A 17,171-nucleotide genomic window follows, 5' to 3' on the forward strand; every position below is an offset into this window, starting at 1 on the left:
TAATCGCGATTCACAAAACGCCCGGGGTCTTGTCAGCTTTCGCCACCGCCGAGCCGGAAGTTTCGGCGACAATGGCGCAGTGTCCACCCAGGATCCACCGCAGCGCCTGGTCGCAGGCCGTTACCGGCTGCGCGCACTGCTCGGGCAGGGGTCCATGGGGACCGTCTGGGAGGCCTACGACGAGCATCTCCACCGCCCGGTCGCGGTGAAGGAGGTCCGGCTCGACCCGGGAATCCCCCAGGGTGAGGCCGATGAGCTGCGGGAACGCACCATGCGCGAGGCCAGGGCCATCGCCGGGGTGTCGCATCCGAACGTCATCACCCTGCACGACGTCGTCCGGGTCGACGGCGAACCGTTCGTGATCATGGAATACATGCCCGCGGCCAGCTTGGCGCAGATTTTGCGGGCCAACGGACCGCTCACGGAGACCCAGGCCGCCGTCGTCGGCGACGCGATCGCGGCGGGCCTGCAGGCCGCGCACGAGGCGGGAATCACACACCGCGACGTCAAGCCGGGCAACGTGCTGGTGGGTCTCGACGGCCGGGTCAAGCTCACCGATTTCGGAATCGCGCGCAATGTCTCGGAGAAAACACTCACCCGGACCGGGATCATGCTCGGCTCCCCGGCCTACATCGCCCCCGAGATCGCCTCCGGCGCGGCGGTCAGTCCCCGCGCCGACCTGTGGGGCCTGGGCGCCACGCTCTACGCGGCGGTCGAGGGTCGGGCGCCTTATGACCCCGAGGGCGAGGCGCTCGCCATCGTCTCGGAGGTCGTGCACGGCGACGTCCCCACGCCGACGGTCGACGGCCCGCTGCGGTCGGTGATCGAGGCGCTGATGGTGAAGGACCCGGACGAGCGGATCTCACTGAGCGAGGTCCGCGCGCGGCTGCACCCGCTGCAGCCAGTGCCGGGCACCCCCGTGTTCGCCGGTTTGAAGACGACACCGCCCGCACCGGTGGAAGCCGCCGCCGCGCCGAGCGACCCGACGGTCACGATCGCCGCGGACCCGGTGTCCTCCCCTAGCGCGCCGCTGGCGCCGGCGCCCGGCCCACTGCCCTTCACCGAGCCCGCGCCGACCCGGTCCCGGTGGGGCGCGGTCGCCGCGAGCGTCGCCGCTGTCGTGCTGTTCGCGGCTGCGGCGGGCGGCGGGTTCGCGCTGACCCGGTACGTCGGCGGCGAACCCATCGGCCCGCGGACCCAGACCGAGACGTCGCAGGCCTCGGCGCCCGTTCGGGATGTGGAGGTGCGCACGGCGGACGCGGCCACCCTCGCGGGCGAGCAGGGCGGCAGCTTCTCCATCCCCGTGCCGGGCGACTGGGTGAAGTTCGTCGAGCAGCGCACGGAGAAGACGCTGACCAACAGCACGCGGGTGCACTGGGTGGCGCCGGATGGGACGTCGGAGTTGGTGGTGGAGCGGTTTCCGAACTTCTATCCCGACCACGTGATCGACCAGTACCTCCGCGTGTTGGCGACGCGTGCGCCCGGATACCGGCTGGTGGGCACGTCTGAGCTGGCGGCGGGTGAGCCTGAGCCGTCGCTGCAGCTGACTTATCGGACGGTGGATGTTGCCGACGACGCGCCTGGGCCGGTGACGGTTGATCTCAACCGGGCGACGTTCGCGAATCTGGTGCCGTCGGGGTCTGATCTTTGGGTGGTGAGTTTGACGGTGCCTATTGAGCAGGAGGACAGCGGGAAGCGGGGGCTGTTCACTCGCACTGTCTCGGAGTTTCGCGCTACTGGTTGATCCGTCGGGGGTACACCGAGGTGGCCCCTCTGGCGGTGACCGCGTCCGGGGGGATCACTCGGGCGGCGGGTCGTCCTGGCGGTAGCGGCTGTGGGATTCGGAGGTTTGGGCCAACTTCCGCAACGCGGCCAAGGCTGAGTCGCCGAGGACGGTGCCGACTACGACGCTTTCCAGGACGCGGTCGATGCCGGTGAAGTTCTCCACGTAGTCCAAGTCGGCCCGCGCGATCTGTACGGACGCCTCCGCGTACTGGCGCATGGCGGCGATGAGTTGTGGGTGGTCGATCTCGCGGGCCGCTGTGTAGACCATCGCGAGCGAGCGGGCCGCCGGGTGTTCTCGGGTGCAGGTCCAGCCCATCTCCTCGATGAGAGCGATGACCTCGTCCAACGCCCCCTCGTCGACCTCCTCGGGTGCCTGCGTCAGCCCCTTCGACACCGTGCCCATCAGCGCGTCGAGGTCGTCGGTTGGGGAGTCGACGGTGGCGAGGATGTCGCGGACCGCCGCGACGGACAGGCCGCCTAGCTCGACCATGGCCCGCACGAGCCGCAGCCTGCGGACGTGGTCGTCGTCGTACTGGGCCTGGTTGGGGCGGGTGCGCTCACCCGGCGGCAGCATGCCTTCGCGCAGGTAGAACTTGATTGTCGGCACGGCCACGCCGCTGCGCCTGCTCAGTTCCGCGATCCGCACCGCATCTCCTTCCGAGATTGTCCTTGCCATCGAGCCAGATAGATAGTGTACTTATCGATAGTAGGAAGTACCGCTATCCATTCAGGGGGATCCCGTGCGCAGCAGACTCGCCCAGGCCATCGACTGGCATCGACCGCTCATGCTCTTCTCCGTCGCCATGGTCGGTGTGGCGGCTCTCTCCCTCGTCGGGGTCATCGTGGACGATCGCATGATCGTCGGAGCGCCCAACTGGCTCAAGTCGTTCAAATTCGCCGTGTCGTTCATCGCCTACAGCGTGACCTGGGCCTGGCTGATGTCGCTACACCCACGCCGCCCGCGCTGGCTGCACAACACCGGCACCCTGCTGGTCGTCGCCGGGACCATCGAGATGGTGGCCATCACCGGCCAGGCGTTTCGCGGCAGGCGCAGCCACTTCAACGCCGAGACACCCTTCGACGCCACCCTGTGGGTCGTCATGGGCGTCACGGTGGCGATCATCTGGACCGCGACCCTGGTCGTCTCGGTCTCGGTCGCCCGGAACGTGACCCTGCCCCGGCCGTTGCGGCTGGCGGTGGTCATCGGCATGGCGACGTCGCTGGCCGGGATGCTCATCGGGCCGCTGATGTCGCAGCGCGACACCGGGGTCAAGGAGATCGCGGGAATGCACTCCATCGGGGTGGTCGACGGCGGGCCGCACATGCCGATCACCGGGTGGAACCTGGTCGGCGGCGACCTGCGGGTCGGGCACTTCATCGGCATCCACGCGCTGCAGGTGCTTCCGCTGGTCGCGATCGTGCTCGCGGCCCTGGTCACCCGGTACGCGATCCTGGCCCACGAAGAGGTGCGCACCCGGCTGGTGTGGACCGCGAGTGGTGTCTACATCGGACTGTTCGGCCTGGTCACCTGGCAGGCGTTCCGCGGGCAGGCCCTGGTCGAGCCGGACGCGGTCACGCTGCTCGCGTTCGCCGGGATCGTCGCGGCGGGCGCTGCCGGGGTCGCGTGGGCGAAGGCCGCGGCGCGGACGTTGGTGTCCGCGTGAACGCCCTGCTGTTCGACCTCGCCTTCTTCGTCACCGTCCCGTTCTGGGCACTGATGATCTTCGCGCCGACCTGGTCGTGGACCCACCGGATCATCTCGTCGCCGTGGATCGTGCTGCCGCCGCTGGGCGTCTGGGCGGTCCTGGGCATACCGCGGCTGCCCGAGCTGTGGGCGCTGTTCACCACGCCGACGGTGGAGAAGCTCACCGAGTTCGCCGCCGACGGCGCGGGGATCACGCTGATCTGGGCGCAGGTGATCGCGTGGGACCTGTTCATCGGGCGGTGGATGTACCTCGAGTCGCGCAGGCTCGGGATCCACCCGCTGATCATGGGACCCCTGCTGGTGCTCGCCATCTTGCTCTCTCCCATCGGATTGCCGGTGTTCCTCGTGCTTCGGGCGCGCACGCGCGCGTAGGCTCACGGGAGTGACCGCAATCGACATCGAGACAGACCCGACGGCCTTCGCGGAGCAGGCGGCGAAAGCGCTTGCCGAACGGACCGGGGTCGACCAGCACGACATGGCCTTCGTCCTCGGCTCCGGCTGGCGACCCGCCGCCGACGAACTCGGCGAGCCGATCGCCGAGGTGCCGATGGACGAGCTGCCCGGCTTCCTCGCGCCGACCGTCCAGGGACACGGCGGCACGATCCGGTCGGTCGACGTCGACGGCAAGAAGGTGCTCGTCGTGCTCGGCCGCACCCACCTCTACGAGGGCCACCCGGTCGCCCGTGTGGTCCACGGAGTTCGCACGGCGGCGGCCGCCGGTGTGCGCGCCGTGGTGCTGACCAACGCGGCGGGCTGCCTGATGGAGGGCGTGCAGGTCGGCCAGCCAGTGCTGATCAGCGACCACCTGAACCTGACCGCGCGCTCCCCGCTGGTGGGCGCCGACTTCGTCGACCTGACCGACCTGTACTCGTCGCGGCTGCGCGCGGTCGCCCGGAGCATCGACCCGACGCTGGTCGACGGCGTCTACGCGGGCCTGCCCGGGCCGCACTTCGAGACCCCGGCGGAGATCCACATGCTGCGGGTCATGGGCGCGGGCCTGGTCGGCATGTCCACGGTCCTCGAAGCCATCGCGGCCCGCGCGGCCGGTGTCGAGGTGCTGGGGCTGTCGCTGGTGACGAACCTGGCGGCGGGCATCACCGGCGAGCCGCTCGACCACCTGGAAGTGCTGGAAGCCGGTCGGGTCGCGGCGAGTTCGATGGGCACGCTGCTGCGCGGGCTGGCCCTGCGCTCGTGACCCGGCTGACCTCGGACCTGCGTGACCGCGCGTTCCGATGGATCGCCGACGACCCCGACCCGGACACCAAGCTGGAGCTGCAGAAGGTCGTCGCGGCCGCCATGGGCGGCGACCCGGCGGCGGTCGACGAGGTGGCCGACCGGATGGCGGGCACGCTGGAGTTCGGCACCGCCGGGCTGCGCGGGCCGGTCCGCGCGGGCTCCAACGGGATGAACCGCGCGGTGGTCATCCGCACGACCGCCGGTCTCGCGCAGTGGCTCAAGGCGCAGGGCCGCGGTTCGGGCATCGTGATCGTCGGCCGGGACGCGCGGCGCGGGTCGGAGGCGTTCTACGCGGACGCCGCCGGAGTGCTCGCCGCGGCCGGGTTCGACGTGCGGGTGCTTCCCCGTCCGCTGCCGACCCCGGTGCTGGCGTTCGCCGTGCGCAAGTTCGGCGCGGTGGCGGGAATCCAGATCACCGCGTCGCACAACCCGCCCGCGGACAACGGGTACAAGCTCTACCTCGACTCGGGTGCGCAGATCGTGCCGCCCGCGGACCGGGAGATCGAGGCCGCCGTCACGGTGAGCCCGCCGGCGGTGTCGGTGCCGCGCTCGGACAGCTGGACCACCCTGGGCGAAGACGTCCTGCAGGCATACCTGGACCGGGTGTCGTCACTGCCGCATGGCACTGCCCGGGAACTGCGGGTGGTGGCGACGGCCCTGCACGGCGTGGGCGCGGGGACTCTGGCGCTGGCGTTGAACCAGGCCGGGTTCGTCGATGTGCGGATGGTCTCGGAGCAGGCCCAGCCGGACCCGGACTTCCCGACCGTGCCGTTTCCGAACCCGGAGGAGCCGGGCGCCACGGATCTGTTGCTGGCCAAGGCAGCCGAGGTCGAGGCGGATGTCGCGATCGCACTGGACCCGGACGCCGACCGGTGCGCCGTGGGCGTCCGCGGCGCTGACGGCGCTTGGCGGATGCTGCTGGGCGACGAGACCGGCGCACTGCTCGGGGTGCACATTCTGTCCACTTTGGACCGGGTGATGCACCCGGACGCGTTGGTGGCCAACACCATCGTGTCGTCTTCACTACTCAAGTCGATCGCCTCGGCTGCGAACGTCCGGTACGACGCCACCCTGACCGGTTTCAAGTGGCTGATGCGGGCGGGCGACGGGAACGGCACCGGACTCGTCTACGCCTATGAGGAAGCCCTCGGCCACTGCGTCGACCCGGACTCGGTGCGGGACAAGGACGGCATCTCGGCTGCCGTGCTGGTGTGCGACCTGGCGGCGACGCTGCGGGCCGCGGGCCGGACCCTGCTGGACGCCTTGGACGACCTCGCCGTCACGCACGGGCTGCACCTGACCCGGCAGGTTTCCTTGCGCGTCACGGATTTGGCGCGGATCGGGAAGCTCATGTCGGACCTTCGGGTAGATCCGCCCGCCGAGCTGGCGGGGGTACCGGTGACCAGCGAGGACCTGCTGCCCGCGGCGGATGTGCTGCGGTTCAGTGGGGAGGGTGTGCGGGTGATCGTGCGTCCATCCGGGACAGAGCCGAAGATCAAGGCATATCTGGAGATCGTGGAACCGGTGGCGAACCGTTCGACGCTGGCCGACGTCCGGGCTCGGGCAACGGGATCGCTGGACGCGTTGGCCGATGAGGTGGCCGGGCTCCTGCGGTAGCTCTTGCGGTACAGCGCTGGGGTGCCTGTTTGGGTGGTTCGCCACTCCCGTTTGTGGCTGGGCTGTCTTTGCTCCGCCAAGAGAACGGCCCGCGAACCAGCCCGCCACCAAGTTCAGCCGCGTTGGCCACACCACAGCCACTACGTTGAAACTGTTGGAAGACATCGACTTCACCGTGTCCCGACCGAGCATGGGACAGGACGTGACGATCTTCGCCGCGGCCAAGGCGGCCGCGGCGAAGATGACCGAGGACGGCCGGATCATCTCGATCGGCACCCTGGTCAACGATCGGGTCGCGTTTCCGAACTACACGCACTACGCCACCACCAAGACCGCGCTGATCGGGCTCACCAAGGGACTGGGGCGCGAACTCGGCCCGCGGGGAATCACGGTGAACCTGGTCAACCCGGGCCCGACCGACACGGAGTTGAACCCGGCGAACGGGCCGTACGCCGACACGATCCGCGGGTTCACCGCGCTCGGCCGATTCGCCGAGCCCTCGGAGGTCGCCGGGGCGGTGGCGTTCCTGGCGGGGCCCGACGGGCGATACGTGACCGGCGCGACGCTCACCATCGACGGCGGGTTCACCAGCTGATCTGGCAGACTCGGGGGCCGTGCCCAGACTTCTGATCGTCCACCACACCCCGTCGCCCGCGTTGCAGGCGATGTTCGAGGCCGTGGTGTCCGGGGCCGGTGATCCCGAGTTGGCCGAGGTCGAAGTCGTCCGCGAGCCCGCCCTCTCGGCGACCGCCGCCGACGTCCTGGCCGCCGACGCCATCGTGCTCGGCACGCCGGCCAACATCGGGTACATGTCGGGTGCGTTGAAGCACTTCTTCGACACCGTCTACTACCCGTGCCTGGACGCCGGGAAGGGCACGCCCTTCGGCTTCTACGTCCACGGCAACCAGGGCACCGAGGGCGCCGTCACCAGCGTCCAGTCCATCGCCAAGGGCATGGGCTGGACGCCGGTGGCCGAGCCCGTGGTCATCCTCGGCCAACCCGAGAAGCCCGACCTCCAGCGCTGCTGGGACCTGGGCGCCACCGTCGCCGCCCACCTCCTCTGACCCGCGAGTCCAACGTTCCCGACAACGAGTCCAACGTTCAGGACTGCCTGAACGTTGGACTCGTTGTTCTGGGGGTTGGACTCGCGGTCAGCGGTTGGTGGTGCTGAGGGACTCGGGGAAGTAGCGGGCGCCCGCGGGGGTGGGGACGGCTGCTTCCAGGGCCTTGAGGTCCTCGGGCGTGAGGGCCAGGTCAGCGGCGGCCAGGTTCTCCGCCAGGTAGGTGCGGCGCTTGGTCCCCGGAATCGGGACGACGTCCTCGCCGCGGCTGTGCACCCACGCCAAGGCGAGCTGGCCCGCCGTGACACCGCGTTCGGCGGCCATGGCGCGCAGGCGTTCGGCGATGGCCACGTTCTCCTCGAAGTTGCCCTCGGCGAAGCGCGGCTGGAACTTGTCGCGCATGTCGCCTTCGGGGAGGTCGGCGCGGGACGTGAAACGGCCGGTGAGGAAACCGCGGCCGAGTGGGGAGTACGCCACGATGCCGATCCCCAACTCCCGCGCGACTGGCAGGACCTCGTCCTCCAGGTCGCGGGTCCACAGTGACCACTCGGTCTGCAGCGCCGTGATCGGGTGGACGGCGTTCGCCCGGCGGATCGTTTCCGCGCCCGCCTCCGACAGGCCGAGGTGGCGGACCTTGCCCGCGGAAACCAGCTCGGCCATCGCGCCGACGGTCTCCTCGATCGGGGTGTCCGGGTCGACCCGGTGCTGGTAGTAGAGGTCGATGTGGTCGACGCCGAGCCGCTTCAGCGACGCTTCGCACGCGGCGCGGATGTAGTCGGCGTCGCCGCGGACGCCGCGGGCCATCGGGTTGGCCGGGTCGCGGACGATGCCGAACTTGGTGGCCAGCACGACCTGGTCGCGGCGGTCGGCGATGGCCTTGCCGACCAGCACCTCGTTGGTGTGCGGGCCGTACATGTCCGCGGTGTCGAGCAGCGTGACGCCGCCGTCGAGGGCGGCGTGGATGGTGGCGACGGACTCCGTGTCGTCGGTCTTGCCGTAGAACTCGCTCATGCCCATGCAGCCGAGGCCCTGGGCGCCGACTCGCAGGTCGCGCAACAAGCGGGTCTTCATGCGGAAGCCTCCTGGGACCGCGCGAGGCGGTCATAGTTGTCGATCTTGTAGTCGAGGACGTCGAGACAGGCCAGCAGCTGCTGGATGCGCGCGGCGACGTCGTCGCGGTGCCGTTCCAGGATTTCCTTGCGCGGGGCCGCGGTGACCGCGCCCTCGCGGCACAGCGCGGCGTACTCGCGCATCAGCTGGATGGGCATGCCGGTGGTGCGCAGCTTGGTCAGGAACTCCAGCCACGCGAGGTCGTCGTCGGAGTAGGCGCGTCTGCCCGCGGAATCACGTGCCGGGGGCGAGATCAGCTCGATGCGCTCGTAGTACCGGAGGGTGTCGATCGACAGCCCACTGCGGTGGGCCGCCTCGGCGATCGCGTATGTCACGCCTCCGACCGTATGACCTGGAGTGCGCTCCAGGTCAACTACAAATCGCTTTCCTTCGGCAAAGCCCACGCTTCCAGGTGTTCGGCGAGCTTCGGGACCTCCAGCGCGCCCCGGCCGACTTCGCGGACCAGGTCGAGGGCGTCGTCGGTCTCGGCGTCGATCCACCAGCCGTTGAGGTCGCAGAAGGTCACCACCGCGACCCAGCCCAGGCGCCAGTTCCCCTCGGCCAGCGGGCGGCTGCGCACGATGGAGTCGAGCAGGGCGGCGGCCTTGAGCCACAGGTTGTCGTAGGCCTCGACACCGAGCACGGTCGCGCGCGGACGGTGCGCGGCGGAGTCGAGCAGGCCAAGATCGCGGACTACCAAGTCGCCCCCGGTCACGGCGGCGGCCAGGACGAGCAGGTCGCTGGCGTCGAGATAAGTCGTCACACCGTGCCGATGCGGTCGAGCAGGCCACGGTAGCGGGGCAGGACGCGGCCGAGGACCTCGCCGAGCTGCTCCTCGCGGTGCAGCCGGGCCCAGCGGTCGGCCAGCGCCAACCGCAGGATCTCCTGCTTGGAGCGCCCTTCCGCGGCCGCGAGTTCGTCGAGGTGGGCGTTCTCCTCGTCGGTCAAGCGCAGTGTCATCGCCATGGGGCCATGGTATCACCACGGTACCAAAAACACTGTTACCAAATTAGCCCGCGCTAGGCTGGGCCGCGTGCCCAGACCGAAGACCCATGACGACGCGCTGCGGGTCCGACTGCTCGACCGGGCCGGTGAGCTGGTCTCCGCCCAGGGCGCGTCCGCGTTGAGCCTGCGCAAACTCGCCTCCGACGTCGACACCTCGACCACGGCGGTCTATTCCCTCTTCGGCGGCAAGCCCGCGTTGGTGCGTGAGCTGTACGTCGAGGCGTTCGACCGGCTCGGCCGCAGGCTGCGCACGGTGACGCCGTCCGACGACCCGAAAGAGGACCTGGTCCGCCTGGGCCTGGCCTACCGGGAGGCCGCCCTGGCCGACCCGCACCTCTACGGCGTGATGTTCGGCGACGTCATCCCCGGGTTCGAGCCCGACGAGGACGCGCACGCCGAGGCCCTGGCCGCGCTGGCGCCGCTGCGGGACCTCATCCACGCGGGCGTCGACGCGGGCGTGTTCGCCGGGCCCACCCAGGACCTGGCGGTGGCCTGCTGGGGCATCGTGCACGGGCTGGTGTCGCTGGAGCTGTCCGGCAACCTGCCACCGGACCTCGACGTCGAGCGCACCTACGAGCGCGCGCTGCGCAACCAGCTCGTCGGCTGGCTGCTCTAGACCGCGCCGTACTGCCGGTCGCCCGCGTCGCCGAGGCCGGGGACGATGAAGCCCGAGTCGTTGAGCCGCTCATCGATGCTGGCGGTGACGAGCCGGACGGGCAGACCGGACTGGCGCAGATGCTCGACGCCTTCCGGTGCGGCCAGCGCGCAGATCGCGGTGACGTCGGTGGCGCCGCGGTCGACCAGCAGCTTGATCGTGTAGACCATCGAGCCGCCGGTGGCGAGCATCGGGTCGAGCACGAACACCGCCCGGTCGGACAGGTCGGCGGGCAGCGACTCCATGTACGGCGTCGGCTGCAGGGTCTCCTCGTCGCGGGCCAGTCCGACGAAGCCCATCTGCGCGTCGGGGATCAGCTTGTGCGCCTGGTCGGCCATGCCCAGCCCGGCCCGCAGGACCGGCACGAGCAGCGGCGGGTTCGCCAGCCAGTGCCCGTCGGTGCGCGCGACCGGGGTGTGGATCCGCTCGACCCGCAGCGGTGCGGCGCGCATCGCCTCGTAGGTGAGCATCACCGTCAGCTCGTGCAGCGCCGCCCGGAAATTCGCGCTGTCGGTGCGCGCGTCGCGCATGACCGTGAGACGGGCTTTGGCGAGCGGGTGATCCACGGTCAAGACGTCCATGGACGCACACGGTAGCGGTTGGGCGACCACTGTGGCTTGGGTGACAAGTTCGGCGTACCGCCGATCGTCGTCGCCCGATAGGGTGACGCGGTCCGCCGAGCTGGAGTGAGCGATGCCCGACTTATCCACCGCCGCCCCGGTGTTCGTCGACCCGACCGGCAAGCGCCGCAAGCACGTGCGCACCACCGCCGTCCTGAGTGTCGCCGCGCTGGTCGCCGTGGGCGGTCTCCTGGTCGCGGCGCTGTTCGGCGCGCCGCTCGGACCCACGGCGTCGCTGCCGATCCCGCCGCCGCCGTCGGCGCCCGCACAGCCCGTGCCGGTCGAGACCACGGCCAAGCCCGCGAACCCCACCTCCCGCCCGAAGACGTCCGCGGCGTCGACCAGCACGACGACGACCAAGGCCGCCAAGGCATCGACGACGACAGCGGCGGGCTCGTCGGCCGCGGTCACCACGACCAAGCCCGGCAACACGCCTCCCGGCCGCCCCAGCGAGTTGCCCCGGCCGACCAAGCCGCCGCGCTAGTGGCCCGGCATCTCCGGGCACGCCAGCCGCGTGCGCACTGGGTTCTGCTCGTCGCCGTACTCGTCGCGGTGGCGGGCCTGCTCACAGTGCAAGCGGTCATGAACGGCGGGCTCGGGGCGGAAGGCGCGTCCCCGAACGGCACGGCGAACAACGTCCCCGCCGCCGCGAGGGAAGGCGGAGCGGTCATCGATCCGCGCGGGGACACCCCGGTCACGGTGGGCCCCAAGGACAAGATGCTCGCCCTGACCTTCGACGACGGCCCGGACCCGGAGTGGACGCCGAAGATCCTGGAGACACTCGCCCGGCACAACGTCCGGGCGACGTTCTTCATCACCGGCGCGAGCGCGGCGAAGCATCCCGGCCTCGTCGAGGAGATCATCCTGCGCGGCCACGAGGTCGGCCACCACACCACCACCCACACGGACCTGCGCACAGCGGGCGAGTCGCGCACGTGGATGGAGCTGCGGGCGACGGACCTGGCCCTGGCGTGGACCGCGAACCGCACCACCGCCCTGGTCCGCCCGCCCTACGCCGCGACGCCGGAGTCCGTCGACGACCTGGCCTGGCAGTCCGCGCGCAGGCTTGGGGCCGACGGCAGGCTGGTGGTGCTCTCCGACCTGGACTCGCAGGACTGGCGCAAGCCCGGGGTCGACGCGATCGTCGCCAACTCCACGCCGCGCGACGACCGGGGCGCGATCCTGCTCATGCACGACGCGGGCGGCGACCGGAGCGAGACGGTGGCCGCGCTCGACCGGCTCATCCCCGACCTGCACGCTCGTGGCTGGACCATCGGGACGGTGTCGACGACGACCGGGCTGCAGGACTCGGGCGCCGTGCCGGGGCTGCTGGCCCAGCTGGGCGGGCTGCTGCTCGTGGGCATCGTGCAGCTCGCCGAGTTCGTCGCGGGATCGCTTGAGGTGGTGCTGATCGCCGCGACCGCGGTGGCCGCGCTGCGCACTCTGCTGGTGCTCCTGACAACCGGCATGCACGTGCGCCGGGTCCGGGGAAAGCGTTTGCGTCCCGTCCGCTACCCGGTCACGGTCCTGGTGCCCGCCTACAACGAGGCGAAGGGCATCGAGGCGACCCTGCGGTCGATCCTGCGCTCACGGCACCCGCTGGAGGTCATCGTCATCGACGACGGCTCCACCGACGCCACCGCGCGCGTCGTGCGGGACCTGGCCCTGCCCAGGGTCCGGCTGATCCGGCAGGCCAACGCGGGCAAGGCGGCGGCGCTGAACACCGGCGTCGCGGCCGCGCGGACCGAGCTGATCGTCATGGTCGACGGCGACACCGTGCTGGAGGAGGACGCGGTGGCGACGCTGGCCGCGCACTTCGCCGACCCGACGATCGGGGCGGTGTCGGGCAACGCGAAGGTCGGCAACCGCGGTGGCGTCCTCGGCCGCTGGCAGCACATCGAGTACGTGATCGGCTTCAACCTCGACCGCCGCATGTACGACGTGCTGCAGTGCATGCCGACCGTGCCCGGCGCCATCGGCGCGTTCCGGCGGTCCGCGGTGCTCGAGGTGGGCGGCGTCGGCGAGGACACACTCGCCGAGGACACCGACCTCACCATGGCCCTGGAGCGCGACGGCTGGCGGGTGATCTACGCGGAGGGCGCGGTCGCGTGGACCGAGGCCCCGGCGACGCTCGGGCAGCTGTGGAAGCAGCGATACCGTTGGTGCTACGGCACTTTGCAGGCCGTGTGGAAGCACCGGCGGGCGGTCATCGAGCCCGGGCAGTCGGGCAAGCTCGGCAGGCGCGGGCTGCCGTACCTGCTGCTGTTCCAGGTGTTGCTGCCGGTGCTCGCGCCGATCGTGGACGTCGCCGCCGTGTTCGGCCTGCTCGCGGGCGACGCCAAGACGACGGTGCTGACGTGGCTCGGTTTCCTCCTTATGCAGGCGATTCCGGCGGTCATCGCGTTCCGGCTCGACGGGGAGCGGCTGGGCCCGCTGTGGGCGTTGCCGCTGCAGCAGTTCGTGTACCGGCAGCTGATGTACCTGGTGGTGATCCAGTCGCTGGCCACGGCCGTCTCCGGGGTTCGGCTGCCCTGGCACAAACTGGAGCGGCGCGGTCAGCACCTAGCCTTTGTGGGCCAGGACAGCGAACATCGTCACTGACATGTGGAAGTCGCCGGACTGCGCGCCCGCGGCCAGGTCGGCGAGGAACTTGTCGGCCTGCTCCTGGGTGATGGCGCCGCGACCGACTCCGGTGGCGGCCAGCATGCGCACGAGCGAGCCGTCGGCGGCGGTGTTGTCCTGGATCAGCGCCTGCGAGCCGATGTCGGTCACCTTCAGGCCCGCGGCCGTGAGCTGCCCGGCGAGCCTGCGCCCGCTGTAGGGGTTGGGCGTGGTGGCGAGCATGGCGGTGGTGAGGGCGTCGAGGACGGACGGGTCGCCCGGGTGCAGGATCGCGGTCGCCCAGTCGGAGTCGATCACCACCGCGCGCCCGCCCGGCCGCAGCACCCGCGCGATCTCGGCGGCAGCGCGCTCGGGCTCGGCGAGGTGCTGGAAGACCCGTTCACAGCGGACGGCGTCGAAAGTGTTGTCCCCAAAGGGAAGCGCGTAGGCGTCACCGTCGACGAACCGGGCCACGGAAGCCTTCTCCCGGGCGCGTTCCTCGGCGACGGCACGCATCCCGGCGTTCGGCTCGACCCCGACAGCGTCCCCCGCGGACCCGACCGCGGCGGCGAAGGCCTGCACATCCTCACCCGTCCCGGCGCCGACGTCGAGCGCCTTCTCGCCGGGGTGGAGGTCGAGGGCGAGCAGTGCCCACTGGCGCAGGCGCTGGATGCCGGGCAGGGCGGCCTGCAGGTCGAGGAGCCCGACCAGGCGGTCGAGGTCGGCCGGATTTATCCGCTCGGTGCGGAACGACGGTTCGCTTTCGGGCATGGGTTCACGGTAACCGGATCGGATCGACTCGACTGCTGGTCATGACGTCACCCGATCGCGCTACGCTGCGTCGCGTGAGCGAGCAGCCAGGAATCCCAGGTCCGCACGAGATGCGCGCGTCCAACGCCGACCGGGAGCGCTTCTCGAAGATCCTGCACGACGCCATGTCCGAGGGCAGGCTCACCGTGGGGGAACTCGAGGAGCGTTTGGACCAGGTCTACGCCGCGAAGACCTACGGGGACCTGATCCCGGTGGTCCGCGACCTGCCCGGCCACCAGGTGGTCCCCCGACTCCAGCAGCCCCTCGCGACACCGGCGCCGAACCGCGTCGGTGGTCGCGGCACGTCGTCCAGCGCCATCGCGATCATGTCGGGCTCCGACCGCAGGGGGCCGTGGGTGGTCCCGCCGACGTTCAACGCCATCGCGATCATGGGCGGGGTCGAAATCGACCTGACCCAGGCCACGTTCGAGGCGGCGGAGACGGTGATCCAGGCGTACGCCCTGATGGGCGGGGTCGAGATCCGGGTGCCGGAGGGCATCACGGTGGTGGTCGACGGCATCGGCTTCATGGGCGGCTTCGCCAACTCGGTCCGCACCCAGGGCCCTCCCGGCTCGCCGGTCGTCCGCATCACCGGTTTCGCGATGTGGGGCGGGGTGGACGTGAAGCCGCCGCGGCGGCGCAAGGGCAGGCACGGGCACCAGGAGATCGAGGACTGAGAAAGTCGTACGTTCGGAGCCACCGATGGTGGCCCATCACGATGGCCCGTCCGCCACCAGGCGATCAATGCCCCCGCAGATCCTCCGCACGACCACCGTGGGCAGTGCTTGATCATTGACGGAAACGGTCCACGTCGAACTGTCGAACGCTTCCACGGCCACTAGACACTGCTCGTAGTCATCGGCCATAACCCGGTCTAGGGCGACGCCATCCCAGGTGTGAACCGCTACGACCAAGCACCAAATGGTCTGCCCCAGATCCGCCGCGAACGCGGTCAGAGCGGGCCAATCGAATGGGTAGCCACCGTCGCGGACCGAGCTCACGAACTGCTCGTACGGCTGTCCGCCCGGCGCCCTCCCCTCGCCTTCGTAATCCAGCATTGACCACTGCCACGTATTGGCCGGAATCGTGGCCAACACCTGGCACAACCGGATGATGCCGCCGGGATCCTCGTGCATCGAGAATTCGCGGGTGATCATTCGCGCTCGATGAATTCGCGGAACCCGACAAGCGCACGTCTTCGAGCGACAGTGGATTGTCGAGTGTGCCAATCTTGACACCGAACTCGTGTTCCCATTCCTCATCGCATTGAGCTTCGTACCAGTGCCCCAGGAAGCGCAACGCGCTCTCAGGCATGTGCCGTGCCTCCGCCCTCGGCGAGTGAAGCGGCGATGCGGTGGAGGTTGTCGCGCCACTGGGTGGTGGGGATCGGCGGTAGGACGTCGTCCCACATCGTCAGGAAAGAGCCGCGGAACTGGAGCATGCCCTCGGGGCGGCCGAAGAACCACAGGTGCAGGTGCTCCGCGCCGTCGCCCCACTTGTTCTGGTGGACGCGGGCGATGCCGCCCAGCGACAAGTAGGCGCGCTCGACCCGCTGGATCATCGGGCCGTACGACGTGGCCAGTGCGGGCGGCAGGTCGGCCAGGTCGTAGTGCTCGCGCGGGAACAGGAACAGCACCGCGGGCAAGCCGCTCGGCTCGGGGGTGGAGCCGACTCGCCAGTGGTCGTCGCTCCAGAGGAAGTCCTCGTCCGGCTTGTCGCAGGCCTCACAGTCGACGCCGCCCGCACCGTCGCGCGGGGGTTCCGGGAGCACGGGGGTCTCGAACGGCTTGACCCGCAGGTCGCCGGTGAACGGGAAGGTCTCCCACTCGGCGAACGGGGGCAGGGTGCCGGTCTCGCCGAACGGCACGGCCGCCAGGTGCTCACTCATGCGGCCACATTAACGCCGGTCAAGATCACCCACCCCTGATTTCGCCCGCCGCCGAACGCACCCGGACGGAGACGGCGGACGGGCCGGGACGCGGCCTAGACTCGCGGGTATGGCCGCATCCACGACGACGACGTCCGGGTCACCCCCCGAGTTCGCCGACGCCACCCGCGACGAGACCTCGTTGCGCAGGTTCCTGCACGGGCTTCCCGGGGTGGACCAGGTGGGCGTCGAGCAGCGCGCTGCCGGGTTGGCGACGCGCAGTATCAAGAAGGCCAGCAAGATGTGGGCCATCGACATGGCGATCTCCATGGTCGACCTGACCACCCTGGAAGGGGCGGACACGGCGGGCAAGGTGCGGACGCTGTGCGCGAAGGCGCGCAGGCCCGAGCCGGAGCGGCCGGAGGTGCCGCACGTCGCCGCGGTCTGTGTGTATCCGGACATGGTGGAGACGGCCGTCGCCGAGGTCGAGGGCACTGGGGTCGGGGTCGCCAGCGTGGCCACCGCGTTCCCCTCCGGCCGGTCGAGCCTCCGAATCAAGATCGCCGACACGGAATACGCCGTCGAGGCGGGTGCGACCGAGATCGACATGGTGATCGACCGGGGCGCGTTCCTGTCCGGCAGGTACGGGCAGGTCTTCGACGAGATCCGCACGATCAAGCACGCCTGCGGGGACGCCCACCTCAAGGTCATCCTGGAGACCGGCGAACTGGCCACCTACGACAACGTGCGCCGCGCGTCCTGGCTGGCGCTGCTCGCGGGCGGCGACTTCATCAAGACCTCCACCGGCAAGGTCTCCCCCGCGGCCACGCTGCCGGTGACCCACGTGATGCTGCAGGCCGTGCACGACTGGCACGCCGTGACCGGCGAGCTGCGCGGGGTCAAGCCCGCGGGCGGCATCCGCACCACGAAGGACGCCATCCGCTACCTCGTGGCGGTCCAGGAAGTGGCCGGGCCGCAGTGGCTCGACCCGCACCTGTTCCGCTTCGGTGCCTCCAGCCTGCTCAACGACCTGCTGATGCAGCGCCGGACGCAGCTCGACGGCTTCTACAGCGGCCCCGACTATGTGACGGTGGACTGA

The 17,171-nt window shown here is 70.3% G+C and carries 21 protein-coding genes and 1 pseudogene; 12 read left to right on the forward strand and 10 right to left on the reverse strand.

Features of this window, described 5'->3' with window-relative positions; all coding sequences use genetic code 11:
• Positions 1-106 precede the first annotated feature (106 nt).
• Positions 107-1,744, forward strand: coding sequence for a serine/threonine-protein kinase (locus tag C8E96_RS03930; protein WP_166658214.1), 1,638 nt, complete (start codon positions 107-109; stop codon positions 1,742-1,744).
• 54 nt (positions 1,745-1,798) lie between these two features.
• On the opposite strand, the gene C8E96_RS03935 is transcribed toward C8E96_RS03930, so the two are convergent.
• Positions 1,799-2,431, reverse strand: coding sequence for a MerR family transcriptional regulator (locus C8E96_RS03935; protein ID WP_091383960.1), 633 nt, complete (start codon positions 2,429-2,431; stop codon positions 1,799-1,801).
• A gap of 94 nt (positions 2,432-2,525) precedes the next feature.
• Between C8E96_RS03935 and C8E96_RS03940 the strand changes: the two genes are divergently transcribed.
• The 6 genes from C8E96_RS03940 to C8E96_RS03965 all read left to right on the forward strand — a co-directional run bounded on the left by C8E96_RS03940 (position 2,526) and on the right by C8E96_RS03965 (position 7,407).
• Positions 2,526-3,449 (forward strand): hypothetical protein, encoded by a 924-nt coding sequence (locus tag C8E96_RS03940; RefSeq protein ID WP_133794156.1) that lies wholly within the window; start codon positions 2,526-2,528, stop codon positions 3,447-3,449.
• Positions 3,446-3,862, forward strand: coding sequence for an ABA4-like family protein (locus tag C8E96_RS03945; RefSeq protein ID WP_091384033.1), 417 nt, complete (start codon positions 3,446-3,448; stop codon positions 3,860-3,862). The genes C8E96_RS03940 and C8E96_RS03945 overlap by 4 nt, the downstream gene beginning before the upstream one ends.
• Positions 3,863-3,872: 10 nt before the next feature.
• Positions 3,873-4,685, forward strand: coding sequence for a purine-nucleoside phosphorylase (locus C8E96_RS03950; RefSeq protein ID WP_176926861.1), 813 nt, complete (start codon positions 3,873-3,875; stop codon positions 4,683-4,685).
• Positions 4,682-6,343 (forward strand): phospho-sugar mutase, encoded by a 1,662-nt coding sequence (locus C8E96_RS03955; protein ID WP_091383961.1) that lies wholly within the window; start codon positions 4,682-4,684, stop codon positions 6,341-6,343. The genes C8E96_RS03950 and C8E96_RS03955 overlap by 4 nt, the downstream gene beginning before the upstream one ends.
• Positions 6,344-6,497: 154 nt before the next feature.
• Positions 6,498-6,938: an SDR family oxidoreductase gene (locus tag C8E96_RS03960; protein WP_228770349.1), complete on the forward strand. Its 441-nt coding sequence runs from the start codon at positions 6,498-6,500 to the stop codon at positions 6,936-6,938.
• Positions 6,939-6,957: 19 nt separating this feature from the next.
• Positions 6,958-7,407 (forward strand): flavodoxin family protein, encoded by a 450-nt coding sequence (locus C8E96_RS03965; RefSeq protein ID WP_091383963.1) that lies wholly within the window; start codon positions 6,958-6,960, stop codon positions 7,405-7,407.
• An 87-nt stretch (positions 7,408-7,494) separates the two neighbouring features.
• Here the strand turns inward: C8E96_RS03965 and C8E96_RS03970 are convergent, their stop codons facing one another.
• The 4 genes from C8E96_RS03970 to C8E96_RS03985 are packed head-to-tail and all read right to left on the reverse strand — an operon-like array spanning position 7,495 to position 9,480.
• Positions 7,495-8,475, reverse strand: a complete 981-nt coding sequence (locus C8E96_RS03970) for an aldo/keto reductase (RefSeq protein WP_091383964.1) — start codon at positions 8,473-8,475, stop codon at positions 7,495-7,497.
• Positions 8,472-8,849 (reverse strand): MerR family transcriptional regulator, encoded by a 378-nt coding sequence (locus C8E96_RS03975; protein WP_091383965.1) that lies wholly within the window; start codon positions 8,847-8,849, stop codon positions 8,472-8,474. The genes C8E96_RS03970 and C8E96_RS03975 overlap by 4 nt, the downstream gene beginning before the upstream one ends.
• A 38-nt stretch (positions 8,850-8,887) precedes the next feature.
• On the reverse strand, positions 8,888-9,277 hold the full coding sequence (locus C8E96_RS03980) for a type II toxin-antitoxin system death-on-curing family toxin (RefSeq protein ID WP_091383966.1): 390 nt from the start codon (positions 9,275-9,277) through the stop codon (positions 8,888-8,890).
• The gene (locus C8E96_RS03985; protein ID WP_091383967.1) at positions 9,274-9,480 is read right to left on the reverse strand and encodes a ribbon-helix-helix protein, CopG family; all 207 of its coding nucleotides are present in this window, start codon (positions 9,478-9,480) and stop codon (positions 9,274-9,276) included. Before C8E96_RS03985 ends, C8E96_RS03980 begins: the two co-directional genes overlap by 4 nt.
• A 67-nt stretch (positions 9,481-9,547) precedes the next feature.
• Here C8E96_RS03985 and C8E96_RS03990 point away from each other — a divergent pair, with 67 nt between their 5' ends.
• Positions 9,548-10,135, forward strand: coding sequence for a TetR/AcrR family transcriptional regulator (locus tag C8E96_RS03990; protein ID WP_091383968.1), 588 nt, complete (start codon positions 9,548-9,550; stop codon positions 10,133-10,135).
• On the opposite strand, the gene upp is transcribed toward C8E96_RS03990, so the two are convergent.
• The gene (upp, locus tag C8E96_RS03995; RefSeq protein ID WP_091383969.1) at positions 10,132-10,755 is read right to left on the reverse strand and encodes a uracil phosphoribosyltransferase; all 624 of its coding nucleotides are present in this window, start codon (positions 10,753-10,755) and stop codon (positions 10,132-10,134) included. The genes C8E96_RS03990 and upp overlap by 4 nt on opposite strands.
• Positions 10,756-10,867: 112 nt before the next feature.
• On the opposite strand from upp, the gene C8E96_RS04000 reads away from it, so the two are divergent.
• Both C8E96_RS04000 and C8E96_RS04005 read left to right on the forward strand, forming a co-directional pair.
• Entirely contained in the window at positions 10,868-11,278 is a 411-nt protein-coding gene (locus C8E96_RS04000; protein WP_091383970.1) for a hypothetical protein, read from the forward strand.
• Positions 11,278-13,395: a bifunctional polysaccharide deacetylase/glycosyltransferase family 2 protein gene (locus tag C8E96_RS04005; protein WP_228770350.1), complete on the forward strand. Its 2,118-nt coding sequence runs from the start codon at positions 11,278-11,280 to the stop codon at positions 13,393-13,395. The genes C8E96_RS04000 and C8E96_RS04005 overlap by 1 nt, the downstream gene beginning before the upstream one ends.
• Here the strand turns inward: C8E96_RS04005 and C8E96_RS04010 are convergent.
• The gene (locus C8E96_RS04010) at positions 13,357-14,166 is read right to left on the reverse strand and encodes a methyltransferase domain-containing protein (protein WP_091383971.1); all 810 of its coding nucleotides are present in this window, start codon (positions 14,164-14,166) and stop codon (positions 13,357-13,359) included. The genes C8E96_RS04005 and C8E96_RS04010 overlap by 39 nt on opposite strands.
• A gap of 74 nt (positions 14,167-14,240) precedes the next feature.
• Between C8E96_RS04010 and C8E96_RS04015 the strand changes: the two genes are divergently transcribed.
• Positions 14,241-14,882, forward strand: a complete 642-nt coding sequence (locus C8E96_RS04015) for a DUF1707 SHOCT-like domain-containing protein (protein WP_091383972.1) — start codon at positions 14,241-14,243, stop codon at positions 14,880-14,882.
• A 36-nt stretch (positions 14,883-14,918) separates the two neighbouring features.
• On the opposite strand, the gene C8E96_RS04020 is transcribed toward C8E96_RS04015, so the two are convergent.
• The 3 genes and pseudogenes from C8E96_RS04020 to C8E96_RS04025 all read right to left on the reverse strand — a co-directional run bounded on the left by C8E96_RS04020 (position 14,919) and on the right by C8E96_RS04025 (position 16,093).
• The gene (locus C8E96_RS04020; RefSeq protein ID WP_228770351.1) at positions 14,919-15,362 is read right to left on the reverse strand and encodes a hypothetical protein; all 444 of its coding nucleotides are present in this window, start codon (positions 15,360-15,362) and stop codon (positions 14,919-14,921) included.
• A gap of 64 nt (positions 15,363-15,426) precedes the next feature.
• Positions 15,427-15,519, reverse strand: a pseudogene (locus C8E96_RS34570) (Imm53 family immunity protein); the annotation flags it as partial.
• The gene (locus C8E96_RS04025) at positions 15,512-16,093 is read right to left on the reverse strand and encodes a hypothetical protein (RefSeq protein ID WP_091383974.1); all 582 of its coding nucleotides are present in this window, start codon (positions 16,091-16,093) and stop codon (positions 15,512-15,514) included. The gene C8E96_RS04025 and the pseudogene C8E96_RS34570, both read right to left, overlap by 8 nt.
• A 109-nt stretch (positions 16,094-16,202) precedes the next feature.
• On the opposite strand from C8E96_RS04025, the gene deoC reads away from it, so the two are divergent.
• A complete protein-coding gene (gene deoC / locus C8E96_RS04030) occupies positions 16,203-17,171 on the forward strand; it encodes a deoxyribose-phosphate aldolase (RefSeq protein WP_091383975.1) in 969 nt (322 codons plus the stop codon).

This window comes from Actinokineospora alba (genome assembly GCF_004362515.1).
Lineage (GTDB): Bacteria > Actinomycetota > Actinomycetes > Mycobacteriales > Pseudonocardiaceae > Actinokineospora > Actinokineospora alba.